Annotated in this window: 19 protein-coding genes and 1 pseudogene; 15 read left to right on the top strand and 5 right to left on the bottom strand. The window is 60.4% G+C overall.

From position 1 onward, the window contains the following. The first annotated feature begins 124 nt into the window (after positions 1-124). The gene (locus tag FEJ81_RS22510; RefSeq protein WP_138247423.1) at positions 125-1,384 is read left to right on the top strand and encodes an orc1/cdc6 family replication initiation protein; all 1,260 of its coding nucleotides are present in this window, start codon (positions 125-127) and stop codon (positions 1,382-1,384) included. Between the two features lie 614 nt (positions 1,385-1,998). Here the strand turns inward: FEJ81_RS22510 and FEJ81_RS22505 are convergent. The 3 genes from FEJ81_RS22505 to FEJ81_RS22490 form a co-directional block, all read right to left on the bottom strand. Further along, a complete protein-coding gene (locus tag FEJ81_RS22505) occupies positions 1,999-3,426 on the bottom strand; it encodes an orc1/cdc6 family replication initiation protein (protein WP_138247422.1) in 1,428 nt (475 codons plus the stop codon). Positions 3,427-4,270: 844 nt separating this feature from the next. Then, complete coding sequence (locus FEJ81_RS22500; RefSeq protein ID WP_138247421.1) at positions 4,271-6,310, bottom strand: ATP-binding protein; 2,040 nt, start codon at positions 6,308-6,310, stop codon at positions 4,271-4,273. Positions 6,311-7,039: 729 nt separating this feature from the next. Next, positions 7,040-7,345 carry a winged helix-turn-helix domain-containing protein gene (locus FEJ81_RS22490; RefSeq protein ID WP_138247489.1) on the bottom strand — a complete coding sequence of 102 codons (306 nt, stop codon included), beginning with the start codon at positions 7,343-7,345 and terminating at the stop codon, positions 7,040-7,042. Positions 7,346-7,712: 367 nt separating this feature from the next. On the opposite strand from FEJ81_RS22490, the gene FEJ81_RS22485 reads away from it, so the two are divergent. The 12 genes and pseudogenes from FEJ81_RS22485 (at position 7,713) to FEJ81_RS22440 (ending at position 17,965) form a co-directional block, all read left to right on the top strand. Next, positions 7,713-8,726, top strand: coding sequence for a sister chromatid cohesion protein PDS5 (locus FEJ81_RS22485; RefSeq protein WP_138247420.1), 1,014 nt, complete (start codon positions 7,713-7,715; stop codon positions 8,724-8,726). Between the two features lie 99 nt (positions 8,727-8,825). After that, on the top strand, positions 8,826-9,002 hold the full coding sequence (locus FEJ81_RS23575; RefSeq protein ID WP_175416550.1) for a hypothetical protein: 177 nt from the start codon (positions 8,826-8,828) through the stop codon (positions 9,000-9,002). Continuing rightward, on the top strand, positions 8,995-10,125 hold the full coding sequence (locus FEJ81_RS22480; protein WP_138247419.1) for a FecCD family ABC transporter permease: 1,131 nt from the start codon (positions 8,995-8,997) through the stop codon (positions 10,123-10,125). The genes FEJ81_RS23575 and FEJ81_RS22480 overlap by 8 nt, the downstream gene beginning before the upstream one ends. Before the next feature lie 94 nt (positions 10,126-10,219). Further along, positions 10,220-10,380, top strand: a pseudogene (locus tag FEJ81_RS24500) (ABC transporter ATP-binding protein); the annotation flags it as partial. A gap of 75 nt (positions 10,381-10,455) precedes the next feature. Next, positions 10,456-11,619 carry an ABC transporter substrate-binding protein gene (locus tag FEJ81_RS22470; protein WP_138247418.1) on the top strand — a complete coding sequence of 388 codons (1,164 nt, stop codon included), beginning with the start codon at positions 10,456-10,458 and terminating at the stop codon, positions 11,617-11,619. Further along, a complete protein-coding gene (locus FEJ81_RS22465; protein WP_138247417.1) occupies positions 11,616-12,794 on the top strand; it encodes an ABC transporter substrate-binding protein in 1,179 nt (392 codons plus the stop codon). Before FEJ81_RS22470 ends, FEJ81_RS22465 begins: the two co-directional genes overlap by 4 nt. Further along, positions 12,791-13,984, top strand: a complete 1,194-nt coding sequence (locus FEJ81_RS22460) for an ABC transporter substrate-binding protein (RefSeq protein ID WP_175416548.1) — start codon at positions 12,791-12,793, stop codon at positions 13,982-13,984. The genes FEJ81_RS22465 and FEJ81_RS22460 overlap by 4 nt, the downstream gene beginning before the upstream one ends. Further along, positions 13,981-15,165, top strand: a complete 1,185-nt coding sequence (locus FEJ81_RS22455) for an ABC transporter substrate-binding protein (protein ID WP_138247416.1) — start codon at positions 13,981-13,983, stop codon at positions 15,163-15,165. Before FEJ81_RS22460 ends, FEJ81_RS22455 begins: the two co-directional genes overlap by 4 nt. Then, a complete protein-coding gene (locus FEJ81_RS23565) occupies positions 15,166-15,339 on the top strand; it encodes a hypothetical protein (protein WP_175416547.1) in 174 nt (57 codons plus the stop codon). It begins immediately after the preceding gene. Between the two features lie 9 nt (positions 15,340-15,348). Beyond that, complete coding sequence (locus FEJ81_RS22450; protein WP_138247415.1) at positions 15,349-16,482, top strand: ABC transporter substrate-binding protein; 1,134 nt, start codon at positions 15,349-15,351, stop codon at positions 16,480-16,482. After that, positions 16,479-17,390, top strand: a complete 912-nt coding sequence (locus FEJ81_RS22445) for an FAD-dependent oxidoreductase (RefSeq protein WP_138247414.1) — start codon at positions 16,479-16,481, stop codon at positions 17,388-17,390. Before FEJ81_RS22450 ends, FEJ81_RS22445 begins: the two co-directional genes overlap by 4 nt. Before the next feature lie 218 nt (positions 17,391-17,608). Next, the gene (locus tag FEJ81_RS22440) at positions 17,609-17,965 is read left to right on the top strand and encodes a metal-dependent transcriptional regulator (protein ID WP_138247413.1); all 357 of its coding nucleotides are present in this window, start codon (positions 17,609-17,611) and stop codon (positions 17,963-17,965) included. A 398-nt stretch (positions 17,966-18,363) separates the two neighbouring features. Here the strand turns inward: FEJ81_RS22440 and dpsA are convergent, their stop codons facing one another. After that, the gene (dpsA, locus tag FEJ81_RS22435) at positions 18,364-18,909 is read right to left on the bottom strand and encodes a DNA starvation/stationary phase protection protein DpsA (RefSeq protein ID WP_138247412.1); all 546 of its coding nucleotides are present in this window, start codon (positions 18,907-18,909) and stop codon (positions 18,364-18,366) included. Positions 18,910-19,584: 675 nt separating this feature from the next. Here dpsA and FEJ81_RS22430 point away from each other — a divergent pair. Both FEJ81_RS22430 and FEJ81_RS22425 read left to right on the top strand, forming a co-directional pair. Continuing rightward, on the top strand, positions 19,585-20,292 hold the full coding sequence (locus tag FEJ81_RS22430) for a creatininase family protein (RefSeq protein WP_138247411.1): 708 nt from the start codon (positions 19,585-19,587) through the stop codon (positions 20,290-20,292). Next, on the top strand, positions 20,289-20,981 hold the full coding sequence (locus FEJ81_RS22425) for a class I SAM-dependent methyltransferase (protein WP_138247410.1): 693 nt from the start codon (positions 20,289-20,291) through the stop codon (positions 20,979-20,981). The genes FEJ81_RS22430 and FEJ81_RS22425 overlap by 4 nt, the downstream gene beginning before the upstream one ends. A 600-nt stretch (positions 20,982-21,581) precedes the next feature. On the opposite strand, the gene FEJ81_RS22420 is transcribed toward FEJ81_RS22425, so the two are convergent. After that, positions 21,582-22,973, bottom strand: coding sequence for an ATP-binding protein (locus FEJ81_RS22420; RefSeq protein WP_138247409.1), 1,392 nt, complete (start codon positions 22,971-22,973; stop codon positions 21,582-21,584). Positions 22,974-23,206: the final 233 nt, after the last annotated feature.

Below are 23,206 nucleotides of genomic sequence, written 5' to 3'. Positions count from 1 at the left end.
TTACTGCGGACACAGTGGGGTGGGTGTGTTCCTCGGTTTGATATAAGTGAGAAGAACTGCGGACACTCCGGACGGTGTGGTTTTATAAACCCTGCCGAGAGACACACTCCCAGAGACAGTCCGAATGAGCCTGTTCGAACGAGACACCGAAATCTACAGGAATCGCGACGCGCTGCGGGAGGATTACCAACCGGCGCAACTCGTCGGTCGCGACGAAGAAATCCAGATGTATCAGGCTGCGCTCCAGCCCGTGATCAACGGCGAACAACCGAACAACGTCTTTCTCTACGGCAAGACCGGCGTCGGAAAGACCGCCGCAACCAGATATTTGCTTTCCCACCTCGAGGAAGACGCCAGTCAGTACGACGATATCGATCTCCGGCTCACCTTCCTCAACTGCGACGGCCTCACGTCCTCGTATCAGATCGCGACGCGTCTGGTCAACGAACTCCGAGACGAAACGAATCAGATCAGTACGACCGGCTACCCGCGAGCGACGGTCTACGAGATGCTCTGGGACGACCTCGACGATCTCGGCGGGACCAATCTCATCGTTCTGGACGAAGTCGACCACGTCGAAGACGACTCGATCCTCTATCAGCTTCCGCGAGCGCGTGCGAACAATAACCTCTCCGAAGCGAAAATTGGGATTATCGGTATCTCGAACGATTTCTCGTTTCGAGACGACCTCTCCCCAAAGGTAAAGAGTTCGCTCTGTGAACAGGAGATCCATTTCCCCGCGTACGACGCGAGCGATCTGCAGAAAATCCTCGAGCAGCGGGCGGCGGTCGCGTTTCACGACGACGTCCTCGACGATGCAGTGATCCCGCTGTGTGCCGCCTATGGTGCGAAAGACGCCGGCGACGCTCGCCAGTCGATCGACCTCCTGATGAAAGCCGGCGATCTCGCTCGCGAGGAAGCCGAGACGACGACCGTCGCCGAAACCCACGTAGAGGCAGGCCGTCACGATCTGGAACGCGGCCGGATCGAAGAGGGGATCAGCGGACTCACTCAGCACGGTCATCTCGTGTTGTACTCCCTGCTCACGCTGCATCTCCAAAACGAGACTCCGGTCCGTTCACGAGACGTCCGGCCCCGGTACACCAACTTCGCACAGCGAGCCGGGCGGGACCCGCTTGTTCCGCGCCGGATGCGCGATCATCTGGCGGAACTGGCCATGCTCGGACTCGTCTCGGTCACCGAACGAAACGAGGGCCGACGCGGGGGAACGTATCGCGAGTATACACTCGATATGGACATCGAACTCATCCTGTCGGCACTCGATGAGGTCCTCGACGACGTCGGTATCCACGACTCCATTCAAGAGCACTTACTCGATGGCGATACGACCGACGAAAATACGTCATTAGCCGAATTTCAGTAATTCAGATTACTAATTCCAATATCAGAATCCCCACCTACCGAGTGAGTCACTTCTACGAACCCCACACCACCATGTCCGGAGTAAAATCCAATCTCATACCTCCTGTACTCTATTTTATCTGGGTGCGGATCCAGTATCCGTAACTGTTTACGACGCTGTTAGATATCTAATAGAAATGAGGGTTCCATCGATGAGCACATATCAGATATAACGATGTAGTATACTCTCGCCTTTCTTTGAACAATGGCTGTGCGTATCACACTCGAAGTTAACACCACTCTGTCCGCTGTTCTTTTCCTATTTTTCTCTTGACAGCCACTGCTGTCGGCTGGGGACGGAAACACTTCGATAGAGGTGTGTCTAATTTCTCAATAATTGAGAAAGTGATGAGAAACGAGAGACTCCCCGAACTGGCGATAATCGAGGATAGGTATCCGTATCGGATTGAATTTCCAAACTCCATATTTTCCGTCTATCAGGACATCAAACCGAAGATCACACATCGATAACGGTGTGTACTGAGATGAGACGACTGTACTCACCTTTCCGGATTGGACGACAACGATGGCGACCGCGGAGAAACACATCGATAGCGGGGCCCGACGAACAACGACTTACGTCTCGTTTCGAACCTGTGCTTTGACGACGCTCGAGACCTCGTCCACGGAGACCATTTCGAGGCGCGAATCCTCGCGAAGCGTTTCGAGGATCGTCTCGGGACGCTCTCCGAACTGGAACTCGAGGAACATCCCCGAACTGGGGCCGTGGCTCCGCCGTTCGAAGTCGACGAGCGAGTACGTCGTCATTTCCTTCATCTTGTTGACGTAGGTCTCCTGATGGTACTGTTCGGCGTCGATCGCATCCGTGAGGAACTGGTACACGCGGTAGCCAGTCGTGCTGCGAGCGGATTCGTCGTCCGTCTCCGAAGCGACGGCGGCCGTCGCGTAGAGACAAAGCTTCTTCTGTGTGCTGATACCGCGGACGACCTCGAGGACCCGATTCTTCTCGACTTTGTCCTGTGCTTCGCGGACGTGTTCCTCGCGAACGCGCTCGTCGCCTTCGCGTTCCGCGAGTTCACCGGCGACTCGAACGAGATCGATCGCCTTGCGAGCGTCGCCGTGGGTCTGGGCCGCGAAGGCCGCTGCCAGCGGGATAACGTCCTCGTCCAGAACGTCGTCGTAGAAGGCGTCTCGCCGGCGACGGAGAATCGACTGGAGCTGGTTCGCGTCGTAGTCGTCGAAGTGGACGTCTTCGGGGGTAAAGGAACTCAGGGCGCGGCTCCCCACGGACTCCATCATTTTCGTGTCGTTCGAAATCGCGACGACGGAGACGTGAGCAGTGAGGTCGTTGTTCGCGCCGGCTCGAGAGAGCTGATAGAGGAGACGGGAGAAGGCTGGGTCCTGCTTGTCCCGTCGGCCGACGAGCATGTCGAGTTCGTCGAGAACGAACACTGCCGAGTCGAAGTTTTCGTTGACGATCCGATAGAGTTCGTCCCACTTCTCTTTCGTCGCGACGCCGTGTTTCGGGACCTGTACCTCGACGGCCGCTTCGTCCGCCGCGCGACTCGCGAGTTCGTAGACGGCGACGCCGAGGGTATCGAGATCCTGGCAGTTGACTTCGATCGTCCCGAACCGAATGTCTCGCGTCTCGCAGATTTTGCTGATGTTCTTACAGACGGCCTTCGTGATCAGCGATTTTCCGGTTCCGGAGGGGCCGTAGAGAAAGAGATTGGGCGGCCGGTTGTCCCCGAGAGCGACGCGGAGCATCTTGGTTACTTCCTGTAACTGCTCGTCGCGACCGACGATCCGATCCTCGGAGACGATGTGATTCGGGTCGAGAAGCGACCGATCGCGAATGAGCCCCTCCTGTTGGTCGAACTCCAGTAACATCTCTTCGATCGATTGTGACTCACCGGCCGTCGCCGAGCCGGTCGAGGAGGGAGTCGTCTCGGGTATCGTAGAATCAGACGAGGATTCGACCCGCTCCGTCGCTTCATCCTTCGATGTCCCCGATCCATCTCGAGGATCGTCGAAGTCGTCCATACGGTGATCCATACAGAGGAGAAAGAAAAATGTTGCCCCACCTCTATCGATGTGTATTTCTCCGATTGAGTGGATGATATGCGCTATTTCGACTCGGCTGAGACGGGACGTCGTCGGGATAGCAACGACGACTGACGATGTGTTCGAGGATCGAGTCCGTCGCGAGACAGACACCCCTCTATCGATGTGTTTGGTCCCTCGAGCGGGAGGGGGTACGCTCGATAGCGAAACTGCGAGAAGAACGATGACTCGAGAGATTTCAGGAGAAGAACAGTCAGGACATCGATCACGGGTATTTGAGTGATTCCGTTTGCTTCCTTTCTTCTAGCTTTCTAGACGATACACTCACACACCCCTCTATCGATGTGTTCGATGTGTTCCGAACTGCAGTGAGTCTGTCGTTTCCCTTGCCTTTCCACTTCACGAAATTCCTCGAGGAGAGAGACGGTCTGAACAGGCGTATCAGACGATTTCCGGGCCGATACGGATTGAACGATTTTCATCTCGATCGACTATCCGCTCAGACGTCCGGATACCGTCTCTCCCTATAGAGAGAACACATCGATAGAGGGGTGTCTGTGTCGCGGTCCATTCGCTCTCTCCGGAACGTCTCCGAACGATCCCGTCTCGAGCGAAAGCCGATTTCGAGAGACACTTCGAGAGACACATCGATAGAGGGGCGTCCGTTTGCAGAGAGTTCCACATCTCGTGGATGAGACGGATATCACGAGGAGTATTCTCGATCAAGTGTATCCTCGACTAACAGATCTAGATCTCTCCCTCTATTGATCACGCACTCTTCTCTCGTCTTATCTCCGCTGTTATCTTCCCTCCTCTGTCGTTTTCACTCCGTGTTATCCGGGATTGTGAAGAAGAACGTCGTTCCCTCGCCGGGGTCGGACTCGACCCAGATACGGCCATCATGCGTCATCACGATGCGTTTGCAAATCGCGAGACCGATACCAGTTCCCTCGTACTCGTCGGGAGCGTGGAGGCGGTTGAACACCTCGAAGATGTCGTCCGTCCTCTTCGGGGCTATCCCGATCCCGTCGTCGCGGACCGAAAACAGCCACTCGTCGTCCCGCTTCTCGGCGGAAACGTGGACGGTCGGTGGGCCATCGTCCGCATACGTGATAGCGTTATCGAGGAGGTTCTGGAAGAGCTGAATGAGTTGGCGTTCATCGCCGCTCACAGTGGGCAGTTCGTCCGACGTGATGATGGCATTGCGTTCGTCGATTGCCATCTGAAGGTTCTCCATCGCCTCCTCGAGGACCGTCTCACAGTCGATCTGCTCGAAGTTCTCCTTACAGGTGTTGACCCGTGAATACTCGAGCAACGCATCGACCATCTCCCGCATCCGGTCCGCGCCATCGACAGCGAACTCGATGAACTCCCTCGCGTCGGCATCGAGGTCGTCTCCGTAGCGATTCTCGAGCAGCTGGAGATAGCTCGAGACCATCCGTAACGGCTCTTGAAGGTCGTGGGAGGCGGCGTGGGCGAATCGCTCGAGTTCCGCGTTCGAGCGTTTCAGTTGCGCGTTGGTTTGTTCGAGTTCCCGCTCGTACTCTTTGCGGTCGGTGATGTCGCTCGCCATCCCGATCCACTCGGTGATATCACCGTCCTCGTCCAGCATCGGTACCGCGCGCGAGAACGTCCAGCCCAGGCTCCCGTCGACCTGCTCTACCTGGTGTTCTAGTTCGAAGACGCTCTTGGTCCGGATCGCTTCGTTGATGGCCTCCATGACACGCTCGTGGTCGTCCGGATGAATGTATCTCTCAAGCCACTCGCTGGTCGATTCGTGCGTATCGGGGATGAACTCCTTGCCTTCGAGGTGGTGCATTTCGCTCCAATCGGGGCTCATGCGATACACGACGTCCGAGCTGGCGGCGACCAACGCCCGGAATCGCTCCTCGCTCTCCTGAAGCGCCTCCTCGACCTCCTTGCGCTCGGTGATATCGCGCGTTGTCCCGGCGATGGCTTCCACTTCCCCCTCGTCGTTGAGTACCGGAGCAAAGATGTAGTCGTAGATACGGCGGCCGTGCTCAGCGTGTTGGAACGCCACCTCGCCGCGGACGGGTTCTTTCGTCTCTACGACCTGGTCGATCTCGCGTTCGTGCATCTCCGCGTGCCATTGCTCGTAGCCGTTTTCCAGCAGGGTCTTTCCGACGGACTCTTCGAAGGTCTGGCCCCACATCTCGAGCAGTGCGTCGTTGGCGAATATGAAGCGGTAGTCGAGGTCGAACGCGTAGACGAGGTCGGGTGTACTGGAGATGATCGTCTCGTAGAGCCGCCGCTCCCGCTCGGACTGCACGGGCACTCTCGTCGTCTCTGCCGCCGCGTCCTCGCGCTCGGTGCCGTCGGTATTCGCGGACGATTCCGCATTTTCGAAGGCGTATGCGATCGTTACGCCGCTCTCTGCGAGCGATTCTCGCTCGGCCGCGCCAAACCCGTGCGGCCGATCGGTAGCCAGATGCAAGGCACCGTACAGCGTCTCGTCGTAACCGAGGGGGACGACCGCGAAAGTTCGGTAGTCGTGTTCGAGGGCGTGGTCGCGCCGATCCTCGCACGGCGGATCGTCAACGAGATTCCGTCCGACCGTAATCTCCCGCGTCCGCACTGCCTCGTTTATCAGTTCCGCTCGGGGTGACTCCTCGGTGATGGTGACTTCAGAGAGCGTCTGCTCCGCGATCCCGGCCGAGGCTGTCGGAATCATCGCCTCTGTCTTCGGATTATAGCGCCCGATCCACGCGAAGGAGTACAACTCCGATGCTGCGAACTGCTCGCAAACGCGTCGACGCATTTCGTTTGTGGTGATGGTCGGGATCAACGCTCGGGTGACCGCTCCGATCACCTCGTTTACTGACTGTTTCCCATCACGACTCATTTCGTCACTCTATCTCCAGAGGCGGTTTACTCCTGTCGATTTCTGAAGACGATATTCTTCCTCGATCCCAGAGGGGGTATAAAAGGGGAACGGGATCATATATCAGAACGGCGGAGATGTCGCCGCTGGCAGCCACGAGCGAATACCGTGAACGAGCGGGATGAGGACCGTTCCCGAAATATCCGTTCTCGAGATGCGAGTGAGCTACACGCACGAACACTTCGATAGAGGTGTGTCTCGGACCGGCCACCGGAGAACTCTCGAATCGCAATCGAACCGCTCTCACTCGAATCGGCAGGACGACTTTCTCGCTCGAATTGTCAGGATTGCTCCATCACGCCTGGCTCTGGTAGTAGAGCACGCTGATCGCGATGCCGACGAATAGGTCGGGGAGAAAGAGGAACACCCCGAGAGTCGGTTTCGGTCGTACAAAAGGAGCTGGCAGAGCGGGTTGCTCGTGAGTGCGTACAGGAGCAACACGGCGCTCAATACGATGAGACTTCGCGTGTACTTGTTCGATAACCCCCGATAGATACCGACGTCGGTCCGCGTGAGGATGACTAATATGACGAGATTGAACGTCGTGATGAACAGCTTTGCCCGAACGAAGAGGAGAGCAACGGCAGCGAACCTTCTTTCGGTCCGTGTGCGAGGCCATGGCCGAGAGACGGCAAGAGAGCGGCTCCCACCACTGCACAGACGAGCCCGGTACCCGTAACGACGAGCGTTCTAGCGATCGGTTTTCGCATTCGCGATCTCAATCCCCGCTTCGTCGACGATTTCGTCTAACACGTCGAGGTTCTCCGCTAACCGATCGGAGAGGAAGTACAACTCGCCGTACCCGTCCCCGTTCGTGAGGAGGACGCAGTGCTCGACGAGCCGCTCGAGGTGGTGTTCGACGGTCTTGTAGTTGAGGTCAAGGGCCGTAGAGAGCTGGTTGGTGTTTCTCGGTTGGTCCTGTATCGCGCGGATAATTCGAAGCCGGTTCTCACCGCCGCGCGACCCGCCGATGAGCCACCACAGCACGCGTCGAATCCCCCGTCCGGACGTCTCCCGTCGCTTTCCCGTTCCCGTTTCGTTGTTCGTCACCCTTCCGAGTCCCGTATCGTTTCTGTTGAGAGTCATCTCTGCTATTGCGTGTCGCTGCTCGACTGTACGGGAATCATCCGCGAGACTGTTCGTATCAACTATCCGCACCGACTGAAGCCGGAGATATCGGATAAGAGTTTGCCGAAGTATCCGGGAAATCCAGCACACACGAAGGGGACGGTAGACCCACATTTAGCGGCACTCTCCGCGCTGTTCGATGGACGTCTCGAAATCACTCCCCTGTGCCAGCCGGACACGCACTGGATTTTATTGTCCGGCGGGCTCGAATCCACCGGTACACGCCGACGTAACTATGGACGATTCACCACAGCAGTCGTCTGTCGACCAGCTCGAGTCTGCCCTCGATAGCGGAGCCCCCGAGGAGGCTGTCACGTGTCTCGAGCGTCTCGCAACGCACGATATGGAGACGCGGAAAGCAGCTGTTCGAGCGATACGTCAGTTCGCCGAAACGCAACCGACCGCACTCGAGCCCGTCCTCACGACGCTGCCGTCGTTTCTCACTGACGAGGAGCGATCGATCCGTTTGACGACCGCGAAACTGTTCGTCGAAGTCGCCGAGGCCGACCCCGACGTCGTCTCGTCGGTCGTCCCATCGCTCGCGGACCGATTGGCCGACGAGGACGAGTTCTATTACGTGCGCGCTCGCTCGGCGGAGGCGCTGGGCTATGTCGCGTTGGAGCACCCGGAGACGGCCGCCACACCCGAGGTGCTGGCTGACCTGCAAATCGGACTGTCGTTCGACGAGCCCGAGGTCAGAGAGAAGCTGGCGAAGGCCCTCGAGTTCGTGGCGCTTGGCGATCAGGATCGGCTCCGACACCGCGTCTCGACCCTGACCGAGTCGCTCGACGATCCGAACGAACTCGTCCGCTATCACCTCTGTACCGCGCTCGTCGCGATCGGTTGTGCGTCCCCCGATGCGCTATCCGAGAGCGCCGCCACACTGCGCGATCGATTGGACGACGAGAACCCCTACGTGCGCGGCCGGGTAGTCGAGGCGTTCGGATTGCTCGAGCGAGCGGACTCGGACGTGTCGATCCCGGACGTGACCGCGGCCGTCGACGACGACCCCGAACAGTTCCTCGCCGCTCGAGTTCGCTTTGCGACCGGCGGAGACGACGACTTTGGAGACGACGATCCCGGAGATGCCGTTCCCGAGACGATCGGGTCGATCCCAGCCATCCGTGACCGAACCGACGAGATCGTTGCAGAAATCACTACTCCGGACGGCGACGAGTGTCCGAACTGCGGACTCGTGCTTCCCGAAGCGAGCACTCCGATGTGTCCGCGATGTGGCGTTCCGTACTAATCCGGCGACATAACGGTATGGTAGCTCGCCCCGACTGCCGAAAGAATTAGGTGTGCCTAAATCGGAATGGTTTTGTATTTTAGGCAGACCTAAATCACTATGGGTGACAAAACCGGGGCGATCGAAGCGGTCGTCCGTCGCGAACGCCGGACGGATAGCGACGCAGTCATCGACGGCGTGTCGGGTGCGCGGCGTGGGGAGCGATCCACCGGACCGACCGACGCGACGGGCAACTACGGCTGGCTCGAATCGGCCAGCGTGGTCCGACATGAGTAAGCGAAAGTCGACTGTCGGGCCGGACCGGACAGCTTCGTCACCGGCAAACGAGACGCGGTTCGGGTGGCTCTTCGATCCGAACCTTATCACGGTAGTCCTCGGCAGCTTCGCTATCGTGTTCGCCGGCGGGTTGATCCAGGTGAGTTTCGGTGCGTATTCGATGACGTTCGCCGAGGCGTGGGCCGCGGTGTTCAATCCGAACGTGGTGTTCAATCCGCAGGCGTGGGACGCGTTCCTGTTGGGCGAAACGATGCCGGAGATGAGCACCGAAAGTCTCATCGTCTGGAACATCCGACTGCCGCGGGTGTTCGTCGCGGCCCTCGTCGGGATGAACCTCGGCGTCTCGGGGGCGATTTTTCAGGCGGTGACGCGAAACGAACTCGCGAGCCCGTTCATTCTCGGCGTCTCCTCCGGCGCGGGGCTCATGATTTTGCTGACGCTCGTCGTATTCGGGAGCCTGACGGCGTTTCTCCCGCTGATCGCCGCGCTCGGGGGTGCCGGTGCGTTCCTCATCGTCTACGTCATCGCGTGGAAGAACGGAACGTCACCGGTTCGACTGGTGCTCGCCGGCGTCATCGTCGGCACGGTCTTCGGCTCGCTGCAGACGGCGCTGTTTTTCTTCGCGGACGACATCGGCGTCGTCCAGTCGGCGATCGCGTGGACGACCGGGTCGCTTACCGGGACCGACTGGGAGCAGGTCCGCCTCGTGCTCCCGTGGACGTTCGTGGTCGTGTTGCTCTCCGTCGCCGGGTCGAGACAAATGAACGTCATGTTGCTCGGTGAGCAGACGGCGAAGTCGCTGGGAATGTCGATCGAGAAGGTCCGCTTTGCGCTCTCGGGGGTCGCGGTCCTCGCGGCGGCGGCGAGCATCGCCGTCGCCGGCATCGTCGGGTTCGTCGGTCTCATCGTTCCGCACATGGTGCGAAACCTCGTCGGGAGCGACTCGAAGAAGCTGATCATCGGCTGTCTCTTCGTCGGGCCGGCGTTAATGGTCGGTGCCGACGTGGGCGCGCGACTTGCGTTGAGCCCCACACAGATCCCCGTCGGCATCGTCACCGGACTCCTCGGTGGCCCGTACTTCCTCTACCTGATGCGAAAACAACAGAACATGGGTGAGATCTGAATGGGAAGCCCCATCGCTGACCCGGGTCGGTCGACCGAATCGGAGGACAGCCGTCGCCGACTCGCCGGTGAACATCGAACAGCCGGCGCGGCTCGCCGACCGCACGATCGTCCTCGAGAACGGGCGGATCGTCGAGCGGGGACTCACGACGACTTCCTCGCGGTGGACGGACTGTACGCGACGCTGTGGGAAGTCCAAGGCGGTGAAATCGATGCCGTCCCCGAATTATTTCTCGAGACCGTCGCTCAGGAGTAGTCGATACCGCCCTCTAATTTAGGCAGGCCTAATAATCGGTGGACTTATTATGTTTTAGGCAAGCCTAAAAGTACGATGGGAGACGAAACGAGAGGCGGAGGCCCGACGCGGCGGGATTTCGTGACGTACGGCAGCACGGCCGTTGGCAGCGGAATACTGGCGGGCTGTTCGGAGTTACTCGGACAGGAGGGTGCTGAGGGTACCGAGACGACCGAGGACGGATCGTACTCGGTATCGATGGAACCGATGGGGACGGTCTCGTTCGACCAGGTACCCGAGCGGTGGATCGCATACGACGGCGGGTACGCCGATATGGCCGTCGCACTGGGCCAGACCGACGGATTGGCCGGTGTCGGCGGTGCGGACCGGTACTACACCTACGTTTACGACGACCTCCCCGGCGTCACGGTCGATCAAGACGTCCTCGAGGAGTATCCGGAGGTCCGAACCAAAGAGGAGTTCTACGAACTCGAGAGCGACGTGCATCTGTACGATCCCCAGATGCTGGTCAACTGGTTCGACTGGGGCGAAGGAGACGTCGACGAGATCGCGACGAACGTCGCGCCGTTCGTCGGGAACCTGATCTTTCGTCGGTCCGACGAGTGGCACGAGTACCGCTACTACACGCTGTACGAGGCGTTCGAGAAAGTCGCTGAGGTGTTCCAACAGCGAGCGCGCTACGAGGCGTTCAGCGAACTCCACACCGAGTTCATCACATCGATACAGGAGCGACTCCCGCCCGCTGACGACCGACCGTCCGTCTTCCTCACGTTCGAGGGGGCCGACGAACCGGAGACGTTCTCGCCGTACCGGCTCGACGACGGGGGGACGAGCAAGAAACAGTGGCGGGATCTCGGCGTCCACGACGCGCTCGCGGGGACGGGCACCGACAATCTCAGCACCACGAACCGCGGGAAACTCGACTACGAGAACCTGCTCGAGATCGACCCCGACGTGATTCTCATCCGGGGCCACGAGCGAAAGTCCGCCACGGAGTTCCGGGACGTCGTTCTCGACAATATGCAGAGTCATCCCGTCGGGAGCGAACTCACCGCCGTCCGGAACGGGCGCGTCTACCGCGGCGGCTACCTCAATCAGGGCCCGATTCACAATCTCTTCCTGACAGAGCGAGCGGCGAAGCAACTGTTCCCCGACGAGTTCGGGGCCGTGACCGGGGACGAACAACTCTTCGACCGACAGGTGGTCGCAGACATCGTCAACGGGGAGGTCGAACGATGAGTGATAATACCGACAGCGCGACCGGCGAGCCGACTCGCAGAGACGCGCTGAAATACGGCGGCGCGCTCGCAGCCGGCGTTTCCTTCGCCGGCTGTTCGGAGCTAGCCGATCAGAGCGACGGCGACGAGATGACCGGTAGTGAGTCGTACACGGTGACGATGGCCCCGATGGGCAAGGTCTCCTTCGACGCCGTGCCCGAGACGTGGATGGCGTACTTCAGCACCTATGCCGACATGGCTATCGCACTCGGCCAGCGCGACGGCCTGCAGGGACTCGTCTACACGGAGAATTGGCCGAACGCGTTCTACGACGTGCTTCCGGGCGTCGATGTCTCGTTCGACGACGTTCCGCAGCTCATGGGTGAGGGTGGAATCGATAAGGAGACGTTCTACGACCTCCAGAGCGACGTCCATCTGTTCGATCCGAACTTCATCAGCGTCCTCGACGACAGTTGGGGGCCAGCAGATTTCGATGAAGTCTCGACCGGCATCGGCCCCATCGTCGGCAACTCGATTCGTCGTCGCGGGGATGACTGGCATGACTACCCGTACTACTCGCTATACGAGGCCTTCGACGTAATCGCCGATGTATTTCAACAACGAGAGCGATACGAGGCACTCAACGAGATTCACGAAAGCCTCCTCTCAAAGATTCAGTCCGAACTACCACCGAACGAGGAACGACCGACCGTCGGACTGCTATCGATCAATTCGAACTTCGAGAAGGGTGCGTTCTACGCCTATCCGGTTCACGACGGGAACGGACACAAGCAGTACCGGGACCTCGAGATGCGAGGCGCGTTCGACGACGAGATCGACGGGAGCTACGCGGAGTGGGACTACGAACGGCTCCTCGAGATCGATCCGGACGCGCTGCTGTTCCAGTACGGGTTTTCTCACGTCTCGACCGAACAGTTCGAGCAGCGAATGGATGCCATGCGCGAAGACCCGGTCGGCAAACGGCTCACTGCCGTCCAGAACGATCGGCTCTATCGCGGTGGAACCTCCTATCAGGGACCAATCATCAACCTGTTCCAGACCGAAGCTGCCGCCAAGCAGTTCTACCCCGAGACGTTCGGAGAGTGGAACGGTCTCGAAACGCTGTCGAACGGGGATGAGCGCCTCTTCGACTACGATCGCGTTGCGGACATTATCAACGGAGAATTCGAACGATGACGGATGACGATACCGTTCGACACGAGACACTGACGAGACGAGACACCCTGAAGTACGGCGGAACGGTCGTCGGCAGCGGACTGGTCGCTGGCTGTTCGGAACTCGCCGGCCAGAGCGAACCGAGTTCGTCCGACGAGCCGGATGGGACGTACTCGGTGACGATGGCGCCGAGCGGAACCGTCGAGTTCGAACGGCCGCCGGAGAACGTCCTCACGGTCCTCCCGCATCACGCGGACATGGCGCTTGCAGCCGGCCACGGCGACGCCGTCTCGTCGATGCTGTACAACCCCGAGTACAACGACACGATCTGGAACAAATTCCTCGAGCGCCTCGACGGTGTCTCCGCGGAGTGGGCCGACCTCCCCGGTACGTGGGACCCGGACAAGGAGTTCCTCTACGAACTCGAGAGCGACCTCCACTTGGCTGATCCAGCCTACATGACGACGATGGGTGCCTGGAGTACCGACGACATCGAGGAGATCGGCGAGACCGTCGCCCCGTGGTTCGGGAACACGTTCAGTAACGCGAACAAGGAGCCGCCGGCCGAGTGGGCCGACGGCTATGAGTACTACACGCTCTGGGAACTCTTCGCGAAGGTTGCACAGGTCTTCCAAGCGGAGGCGCGGTACCAGGCGCTCGCCGACGTTCACGCTGAGATGCTCGCGACCATCGAAGCGGACCTCCCGTCCGAAGACGAGCGACCGAGCGCGGCGATGATCATCCTCAACCAGTCCGAGGACAGCATGTACGTCTACGCGCTGAACGGTCCCGGTTTCCTGACGGCCCACACCCGCCCCCTCGGCGTGACGGACGTCTTCGCCGACGTGGCGACCGAGTCGACGGTCGACTTCGAGGCGCTCATCGAGGCCGACCCCGATGTCATCCTCTGTCTCGCGGGGATGTCCGAATTCAGGCACGTGTCGAAGACCCGAGAGCGACTCGCGGACGATCCGACGACGGCGTCGGTGTCGGCCGTGGAAAACGATCGCATCTACACGCAGGGCGGGCGGAACCAGGGGCCGATCATGAACCTCTTCCAAACTGAAATGGCGGCCAAGCAACTCTACCCCGATGTATTCGGGGAATGGCCGACCTACACCGAGGGGCCATATCCCGAGATTCCCGAGGACGAACAGCTGTTCGACCGGCAGGACGTTGCAGACATTATCACTGGAGCCAACAACGCATGACTGACGAAATCGATACTACAGTCGACGGACCGACGCGCAGAGACACACTGAAATACGGCGGCGCGCTCGCGACCGGGACCGCTCTCGCGGGCTGTTCGGAGCTGGTCGGACAGAGCGACGAACGGGGTGCCCAATCAGGCGAGGGGACGTATTCGGTGACGATGGCTCCGATGGGCGAGGTGTCGTTCGACTCGCCGCCGGAGAGCATCTTCACGCGACTGACACACCACGCCGGGATGGCGTTTGCCCTCGGACGCGGAAACGACGTCAACGCGATGCACGCGCCCGAGTACTACGACAAACTGTGGAATCAGTTCACGCCGCGACTGCCCGGTGTTACGCTCGACTGGACCGGGTTGTACTCCTCGTGGGAGCCGAGCAAGGAGAAGCTCTATGATCTCGAGAGCGACGTTCACCTCGCCGATCCGGCGAGCGTCAACGCCCTCGATAGCTGGAACGCGGAGGACGTCGAGGAGATCGGCGGGACCGTGTCCCCGTGGTTCGGCAACACGTACAGCGACAGACACGACGAGCCGCCCGCCAACTGGGCCGACCGCTACGAGTACTACGGCCTCTGGGAGATGTTCGAGAAGGTCGCAGGCATCTTTCAGGAAGCGGAGCGATACGAGGCGCTCGCGGAGATACACACGTCCCTATTGGACACGATCGAGGCGAATCTGCCCGCGAAAGAGGAGCGCCCGACCGTCGTCATGGCGGGGATGAGCGACATCGAGGGCATGTACGCCTACACGCTGGATACGCCCGGATTTCTGACGGCGCACGTGCGCCCGCTCGATCCGATCGGCGCGCTGGGCGACAACATCTCCTCGGGCGACGTGATCGACATGGAAGTGCTGCTCGAGGCCGATCCGGACGTGCTCTTCTCGCTGGGCGGGATGCACCCCGAAACGGATCTGGCCGGCATTCGATCGTCGCTGCGGAACCACTCCGCCGGTAGCAGGCTCTCGGCGGTCCAAAACGACCGCGTCTACCCGCAGGGGGCCCGCTATCAGGGACCGATCCTGAACCTGTTCCAGTTGGAGATGACTGCGAAGCAACTCTACCCCGACGTCTTCGGGGAGTGGCCGACCTATACCGAGGGCCCGTATCCGGAGATTCCGGCAGACGAGCAGCTATTCGACCGCCAAGCGGTCGCCGACATCATCACGGGTGATCGCTGAATGCGCGCTCGAGAGTGGGCGATCGCCGGAGCCTTCCGCGACCCGGCGGAGTACGATATCCCCGATTTGCCGTCGTGGCGCGTCCGTCGCAATGACTGCGGTGGGCTGTCCTTCGCCGACGAGGACGACGAGCCGTTCATCGCCGCTGACCACCCAGTGACGGTGAGACGCTAACGATACCCCATGAGTGACAATACCGATAGCACGAGCGGGATTCCGACACGTAGAGACACGCTGAAGTACGGCGGCGCTGTGGTCGGCGGCGGGCTGCTCGCCGGCTGTGTGGCTAGCCCGGAGGACGAAACGAGCGAAACGGAGGGATCGTACTCGGTGACGATGGATCCCGTCGGTACCGTCGAGTTCGACGAGGTTCCCGAAACGTGGTTCCCGTACACGGGCGATTACGCGGACATGGGCGTCGCGCTCGGACAGGGTGACGGACTCTCGGCCATCGGCGTCCGCGCCCGGTTCGCCTCACACCTGTACGAGGAACTCCCCGGCGTCTCCGTCGACGGAAGCGAACTCACCGAACTCTATCAGGACGGCACCGGCAAAGAGATCTTTTACGAACTCGAGGCCGACGTTCACCTCATCGATCCGAACTTCATGGAGAATCGCCTCCAGTGGGATCGGGTCGACATCGACGAGATCCGAGACGCCGTCGCGCCGTTCGTGGGGAACACGATCTTCTCGCGTGTCTACGACTGGCATGATTACGCCGACTACACGCTGTACGAGGCCTTCGAGAAGATCGCGCAGGTGTTCCAAGAGCAGGCTCGCTACGACGCGTTCGCGGCGTATCACGACGAGGTACTCGCGGACGTACGAGCGCGCCTTCCGAACGAAACCCCGACCATCGCGGTTCTCTACCCGGAGGGAGTCCCGCCGGAATCGTTCTATCCGTACCTGATCGGCTCCGGGACACAGTCCAAACACTGGACCGATCTGAACGTCGCGGATAGTCTCGCCCGGAACGATATCGTCGATGCGCAAGCCGGCGGGGGAACTATCGACTACGAAACACTGTTGGAGATCGATCCGGACGCCCTCGCGATCAGGATGCAAGGTGAGATCACCCAGGAGTATTTCGACACCGAAATCGTCTCACATCTACGGAACCACAACGTCGCGAGTGAGCTTCAGGCGGTTCAAAACGACCGCGTCATCTATGGTGGCCTGACCTACCAAGGGCCGATCATCCACCTCTTCCAGCTCGAGCGGGCGGCTCGTGGACTGTATCCCGACGAGTTCGGAGGCGAACAGCTATTCGACCGCCAGCGCGTTGCGGACATCGTCACCGGGGAATTTCAGAAATGAGTGATAGCGACACGACCCAAACGAACGCAGCGTTCGATCACGATGTCGTCATCGTCGGCGGCGGCCCAGCGGGCTGTGCCGCGGGGGTCTTTACCGCACGCTACGGGCTGGACACGGTGATCTTCGATCGCGGGCGCTCCTCGATCCAGCGGTGTGCCGTCCTCGAGAATTATCTCGGCTTTCCCGGTGGGATCGACATCGAGACGCTGTACGGGCTGATCCACGACCACGCCGAGGAGGCAGGCTGTGAGATCGTCCCCGATCTCGTCGAGTCGCTCGAGCGCGCCGACGGCGGCGAGGGGTTCGTCGTCGGCGTTCAGGAGGGTGAGCCGGTCACGGCTCGCCGAGTGATCGCCGCCACGCGCTACGACGGCGAATACATGCGCGGTCTCGACGACGAGGCGGCGATGTTCGAGACGCACGAACACGACGGCGAAGAACACGAGCACTTCGACAAGGGGTACGCCGAGGGCGACGGAACGACGCCCGTCGACGACCTGTACATCGCGTCACCGTACGGAGCTACCGGCTATCAGGCGAGCATGGCTGCCGGACGCGGGACACGGGTCGGGATAACCGTCGTCGAGGACGTTCGACGGGAACGGGGCTATCCCGAGTCCGTCGCGAGTTACTACGACTGGAGGCGCCCGGCGGCGGAACTCGATTCGGAGTGGAGCGACCGCGATCGGTGGCGGGAGTGGTTCGACGACCGATTGCCAGACGATCACGACCTCGAGGACGAGCGACGCCGCGAGATCCGCGAACGGGAAGTCGATCGCCGACTCGAGACGTACCTCTCCGACGACGAGATCGACGCTCGCGTCGAGCGCGGCCACAGGCGACTCCTCGAACACGTCGACGACGACCTGATCCTCGAGGCGGCGCGCGAAATCGAGGGCGAGGAGTGAGTCGGGAGTGACGAATGACTCTCCCCGACGACACACTCACTGATCCCGACCGTCCGCTGCGTCCCAGCGTCGCGGAGGCGAATTCGAACGAGCGGGAGTCGTTCGAGCGGCTCACAAAACGGCGGTCGTTTCCGCGTATCTCGCCGGGCTCACTGACGGCCGTTCGATCGGGCGGCCTCGCCCCGACGACTCGAGACCGGGTATCGATTCAGTCATAAATGACCGGTGCTCCCCACTACCTACTCGTTCTCTATCTCGCCGAACGACGCGATTCGCCGCCGGTTTCGCCCGGTCACGTCGCCGATGCGGTCGACCGGTCGCCCGCGGCGACGACGGAGATGCTCCAGCGCCTCGAGTCCAGAGGGCTGGTGACGTACGAACCCTACGAGGGGGCGACGCTCACCCCAGCAGGGCGGGACGCCGCCGAAGAACTCTACGAGACCTACACCACTCTCTCACAGTTCTTTCACGACGTGCTCGAACTCGACGAGTACGAGCGCGAGGCGATGGAGCTGGCCGGAACGATCAGTCCGGTGGTCGCCGAGCGACTCGAGTCGGCCCTGCTCACCGAGTGAGGTGTTTCGGGACGGCTGTCGCGATCGGCTCGGGACGATGCGTTACTCTCCGATTCTCCGCCGTCACGTCGACTGAGACGAACCGCGAGCTTTTTATTTTAGGTCTACCTAAACACTGCTAATGGCTACCGGGACCCAGTCGTCTCCACCGTCCGACTCCGAACCGGCTTCGAACCGTGGACCCGAGATATCCGTCTGCGAAAGCAGCCCTGCGAAATCAGTCTTCATCGAATCCGGAAACACCGACGGGTGGATTTCGAGCGATCACATCGTCGATGTAAGCCGCTAGTCCCCTCGAGTCCCGCTCCGGTCTCAGGGGTTTCCTCATTTCGCTCGGCCGTCGGTCCGTCTGCACCGACTGGAAAGTAGTCCGATTCGGAACCGTTGAAGATCCACCGTTAGTTCGTCGCGGACTCGAGGACGAGGGTATCGTCTTCGAGGTAGTGTTCGATGTGGTGGGCGTGTTCCTCGATGGTCTCGAGTTGCTCGCGGAGGATCTCTCCCGTCGCGTAGTCGCCGAGTTGCTCCGCGAGTTCGATGTGCTGACGGTAGCTCTCGATGATATCCCCCATCATCTCGAGGTCGTTGGCGAGCGAGGTCCGGATGTCGTAGACGTCTTCGTCCTCGGGTTCGACCGTCGCGGTTTCTGCGAGCGTCGTCATGCTCGCGTGCGGGACGCCACCGAGCGCTTGGAGTCGCTCGGCGAGTTCGTCGGCCGCGTCTTCGACGTCTTCGTAAACCTCTTGGAGGAAGACGTGAACGTCGAGGAACTCCGCGCCTTCGACGTTCCAGTGGTGCTTGTGGAGCTGATGGTAGAGGACGTAGGCGTCCGCGAGGTCGGTATTGAGGGCGTCGATGATCTGTTCGGCCTTTCCGGTCTCGAGTCGAAGGGCGTTCTCTTCGACGGTATCTGCGTCCTGTCGGGTGCTCTTTTGCGTGTTCATTACGATTCACTATTGGTCCGTCACTCTCTTATAACTTTTCAATTACTAAACAATTTTTCGCACTGCCTAAACCAAGGGCTGGATCACAGCACACATTCGCTCCCGTCCGTCCTCCTCACGGTCTGTGGAGAGAATTCTCGAGCGCCTCAGTATCTGCTTGACTCACACATCACGGTAGTTGTTGTGACGAACAGGGACGATTCCGAGCTCGCTGGAATCGGGATGAAGTTGATAATACCGTCGCCGAACATATTCACTGTCGCGCTCCCACCGCGCGACATGGCCGATCCAACCAACATCCCACCTGACATTGTCCGCGGCTCGCCCGGCGACGGTTGCCACCCCCAACCCGCCGGGCGCTTTTGAGGTTTTCTCGAGGCGGTTATGACCGGTCCCGAACCGCTGACTTCCGAGTTCGCTGGCTCGAGCGCGCCACCTTCACAAACACTCGAGTTCTCGAACTGTATCTGAAAGCGAGGGGTTGGTACAGTGATCCCGATCGGAGTACCCTTGTTGCAGGGCGAGATCGGCAGCGATCCGAGACGGATCGTGGGCCCCCTGTTTCGATCGACCGCAGAATCGGACGAATGCTGTGGCCATCGATTCCCACCCCGAATCGCGGCAGGCGATACGTTCGCACCTGTTAAACGGGTCACCGACCAACCGCACAGACACATGGATCTCGAGCGGAATTCGTGGACGGAGATCGAGTCGGCAGCACTGACGACGGCACTCCTGCCCGTCGGCAGCACGGAACAGCACGGGCCCCATGCGCCGGTCGGGACCGATACGATCATCGCTCGGTCGATCGCCGCTGCGGTCGATCAGGAGTGGGACGGGAACGCGGCCGTGCTCCCACCGTTGCCGGTCGGGGTCGCACCGTACCACGGTCGGTTTCCCGGGACGCTGTCGGTCTCGCCGGAGACGCTTCGTCGGTACGCCCGCGATGTCGTGGACTCCGTCTCGGACTCGAGTGACAGTATCGAGACGGTCGTGTTCGTAAACGAACACGGCGGGAACGGCGACACGCTGTCTCACCTCGCTCGAGAGTTGACCGAGCGGGACTCGATCGACGTAGACGTGTTCCTCTGGGAGTGGATGCGTGCTGTCGACGACCACGTCGGGCACGCGGGAACCCTCGAGACGTCGGTCCTGTTGCACCTGTGTCCCGACGATGTCGGGGACCCAGTCGCCGGCGATGCACCGACGTGGGCGAGCACGGTCGACGGCGGCGTCCTCCACGATTTCACCGACGAGTTCAGCGAGAACGGTGCGGTCGGCGACGCGACGGACGCCTCGCCGGAACTGGGCGAGCGGACGTTCGCGACCGCGGTCGACGCGCTCGCGTCGTTTCTCGATCGAGTCGCGACCGAGCAGTCGTGACGGGATCGCCCCCACCCGGACCCGAAAAGGCGGTCAAAGCCGTCGTTCGCCGATACTGGAACGGGCGCTCCGACTCGTACGACGCCGACGGCATCTCCGGCATAGACACGGCCGAGCAGCGTGAGGCGTGGCTGTCGCTCCTCCGGGGGTGGACCGGCGACCCCGATCAATCCAAACGCGTCCTCGATCTCGGCTGTGGAACGGGGACGCTCTCGGTGCTGCTGGCGGCGTTGGGACACGACGTTACCGGGGTCGATCTGTCGCCAGCGATGCTCGAGCGGGCTCGATCGAAGGCTCGAGAGCGCGATCTCTCGATCGACTTTCGCACGGGGGACGCCGAGTCTCTACAGGTGCCCGATTCCGCCTACGACGTGGTGACGGCGCGCCATCTCATCTGGACGCTCCCGAACCCCGCGAGCGCGCTGCGGGAGTGGCGTCGCGTCGTCCGGCCCGGCGGTCGCATCATTCTCATCGAGGGCTACTGGGATTTCCCGCAGCCGTGGGACGAGTACCGGGAAATCCACGAGGATCTCCCGTTGTATCGCGGTCGCCCGCCCGAAGAGTTACGCGAGTTTATCGCTGGCCACGGATTCGAGCGGGTCGAACAGGAACCGCTGATGGAGCCGGCGCTCTGGGGCGAAACACCGGAGCAGGAATTGTATCTCGTGGCTATCGACGTTCCCGGGTGACCGAGTCGCCGCAATCCCGCGGTCGATCCCGCAGCGTTCGGTGGGTAGAGCGCTCGACTCGAGACCGTACAGGCCGTTCAACGGTTCGTGATCCGACGTAGTCGCGTCCAGTTGATTGAAGCGGTCGAACAGTTGGGAATGTCGTGACCGAAACGCGCCCTGTATTCAGCACACCGCGAAGAACAGCTATCGAAGCTGGCGGAATCGTTGGCGGTCAATATGCACGTGTAGTGTGAATTAAATTCACAGAAATAACCATATAAAGAAGAGGATTTCAACAGAGCCGTTCATGTCGGCTAGCCGGCCGAAGTCGCCCGCCGATACCGTGGTGTAGTCCACTGTGAGCGTGTCTTCATCGCTCGACTCTTCCCGACAAACGTCGAGCTTTCTTCGAGCGATTCCCCAATACGAATCGTTCCATACAGCGAGTTCAACGGACAGAGACGGTCAGCACGACGACGTATCCGTCACATAGTGGTACGCCGCAGCGACTGCAAAGATGGCTTCGCCGGTTTTTGCGATAATCGCCATCACGGTCTTCCTACACAGCAATTACAGGGAATATATGACGTCAAAGGCAGCTGACCCGCTGAAATCGCTCTACGCATCGAGTGCGTCGACGATGTCGGTAACGGTGAACAATCGGAGATCGGCCCGCTCTGCGGCGGCTTCTTCCACCGACGGTTTGAATCCGCTCCGCGAGAAGAGCGCGTACGTCTCGGCCCGCTCGTTCCCGCCTTGGGGTGACCATCGAAGCTCGTCGACGTGCCGTTCGAGTTTCGAGAGCGCGTCGTACCCGAGCGGTGATTGCTGGAATTTACACTCACCGGCGATCAGCGTCCCCTCGGACGTGAGGCCGACGACGTCGACCTCGTGCTCGCCGTACCACCACTGTCCTGTCTCCGTGATCGTATACTCCGGATAGAACGTTCGAAGTGCCGAACAACAGAGTTCTTCGAACGACTGGCTCACGAAGTCGGCCAGTTCCGGTTCGATGAGCGCTTCGTAGGCGTCCGCGCCAAGCTCGTCGTACTGTTCGCCGGTGCCGTAGACGAAGTGGAACCAGAACCGGAAAAACGGATCGCGGATGCGGTAGCGGCTACGCTTGCTGCGCTCTTTCTGCTCGGTGATCGGCACGTGCTGGTCGACGAGGCGGAGTCGGGAGAGACGGTTGAGGTACTTCGAGAGCTGGTTGTAGTCGATTCCTGTCGTCCCGGCAATCTCGTTTCGGCTGGTGCTTCCGCCGGCGATCGCCTCCAGAATCGAAAAGTACCGTGTCGGTTCCGTTAGTTCCATTCGAAGGACGTAGTCCGGCTCGTCGTGGAGCGTCCCGTGTCGGGTGAGGATCGTCGACTGAACGTTTTCCGCCAGCGTCGCGTTCGGTGACACCTCTTCGAGGTAGTACGGAACGCCACCGAAAACGCCCCACGTAAGCACTTGCTTGTCCGCAGTGTACGAGTCGTCGAAAAACTCCATCGCGGCGTCGAACGGAAGCTGCCTGATATCGAGTTTCAGCGACGATCGCCCGTAGAGCGGACTGTTCCCGAGTAGGGCTGCCTCTTCCATCATACTGATCGACGAACCGACGAGTACGAACGTCGCGGACGAGTCGTCGAGGTCGTGATCGAACATCGCCTGCAGCACGGACGGAAGGCTGCCGTCCTGTTCGACGAGGTAGGGGAACTCGTCGAGGACGATGATGGCGTCCTGTTCGGCGAGATATCCGAGAATTTCCTCCCAGTCTTCCCGAATGCGCGTCACTCCGGGGTACGATTCCGCGGCTGCGTCGATGAACTGTCGGAGTTGGAGGGCGCTCGTTTTCTGCTTCGCCTGATAGATGATGGCGTCGTCGTCGCCCTCGAGCGATTCCTTGACGAGCGCCGTTTTCCCGAGGCGACGGCGACCGAAAATCACTGCGAGTTCGGCGTTCGCCGAATCGTAGAGTTCGTGGAGGCGTGAGAGTTCTTCCGTTCGATTCACGAAATCCGGCATAGATGCTGTACTATCGGTGGATCAATAGTACTTTTGATAATCGTACTCTAAAGTATGATACTCCAAAGTATCATCCTTGCTGCTTTGGTGATCTCGAGTACGAGTTCCGCTCTCTGAAACGAACGCTCACTGTATTCACTAAACTAGATCCGGACGGTTCGCACGGAGAACGATCGTCCGTTCGCAGCTCCACAGTACATAGACGACGAATTCATGCGAACAGGTCCCGGTGA

Source organism: Natrinema versiforme (assembly GCF_005576615.1).
Taxonomy (GTDB): domain Archaea; phylum Halobacteriota; class Halobacteria; order Halobacteriales; family Natrialbaceae; genus Natrinema; species Natrinema versiforme_A.
Note: the sequence above shows the minus strand (reverse complement) of the source record. Positions and strands in the feature narration are given on the sequence as shown.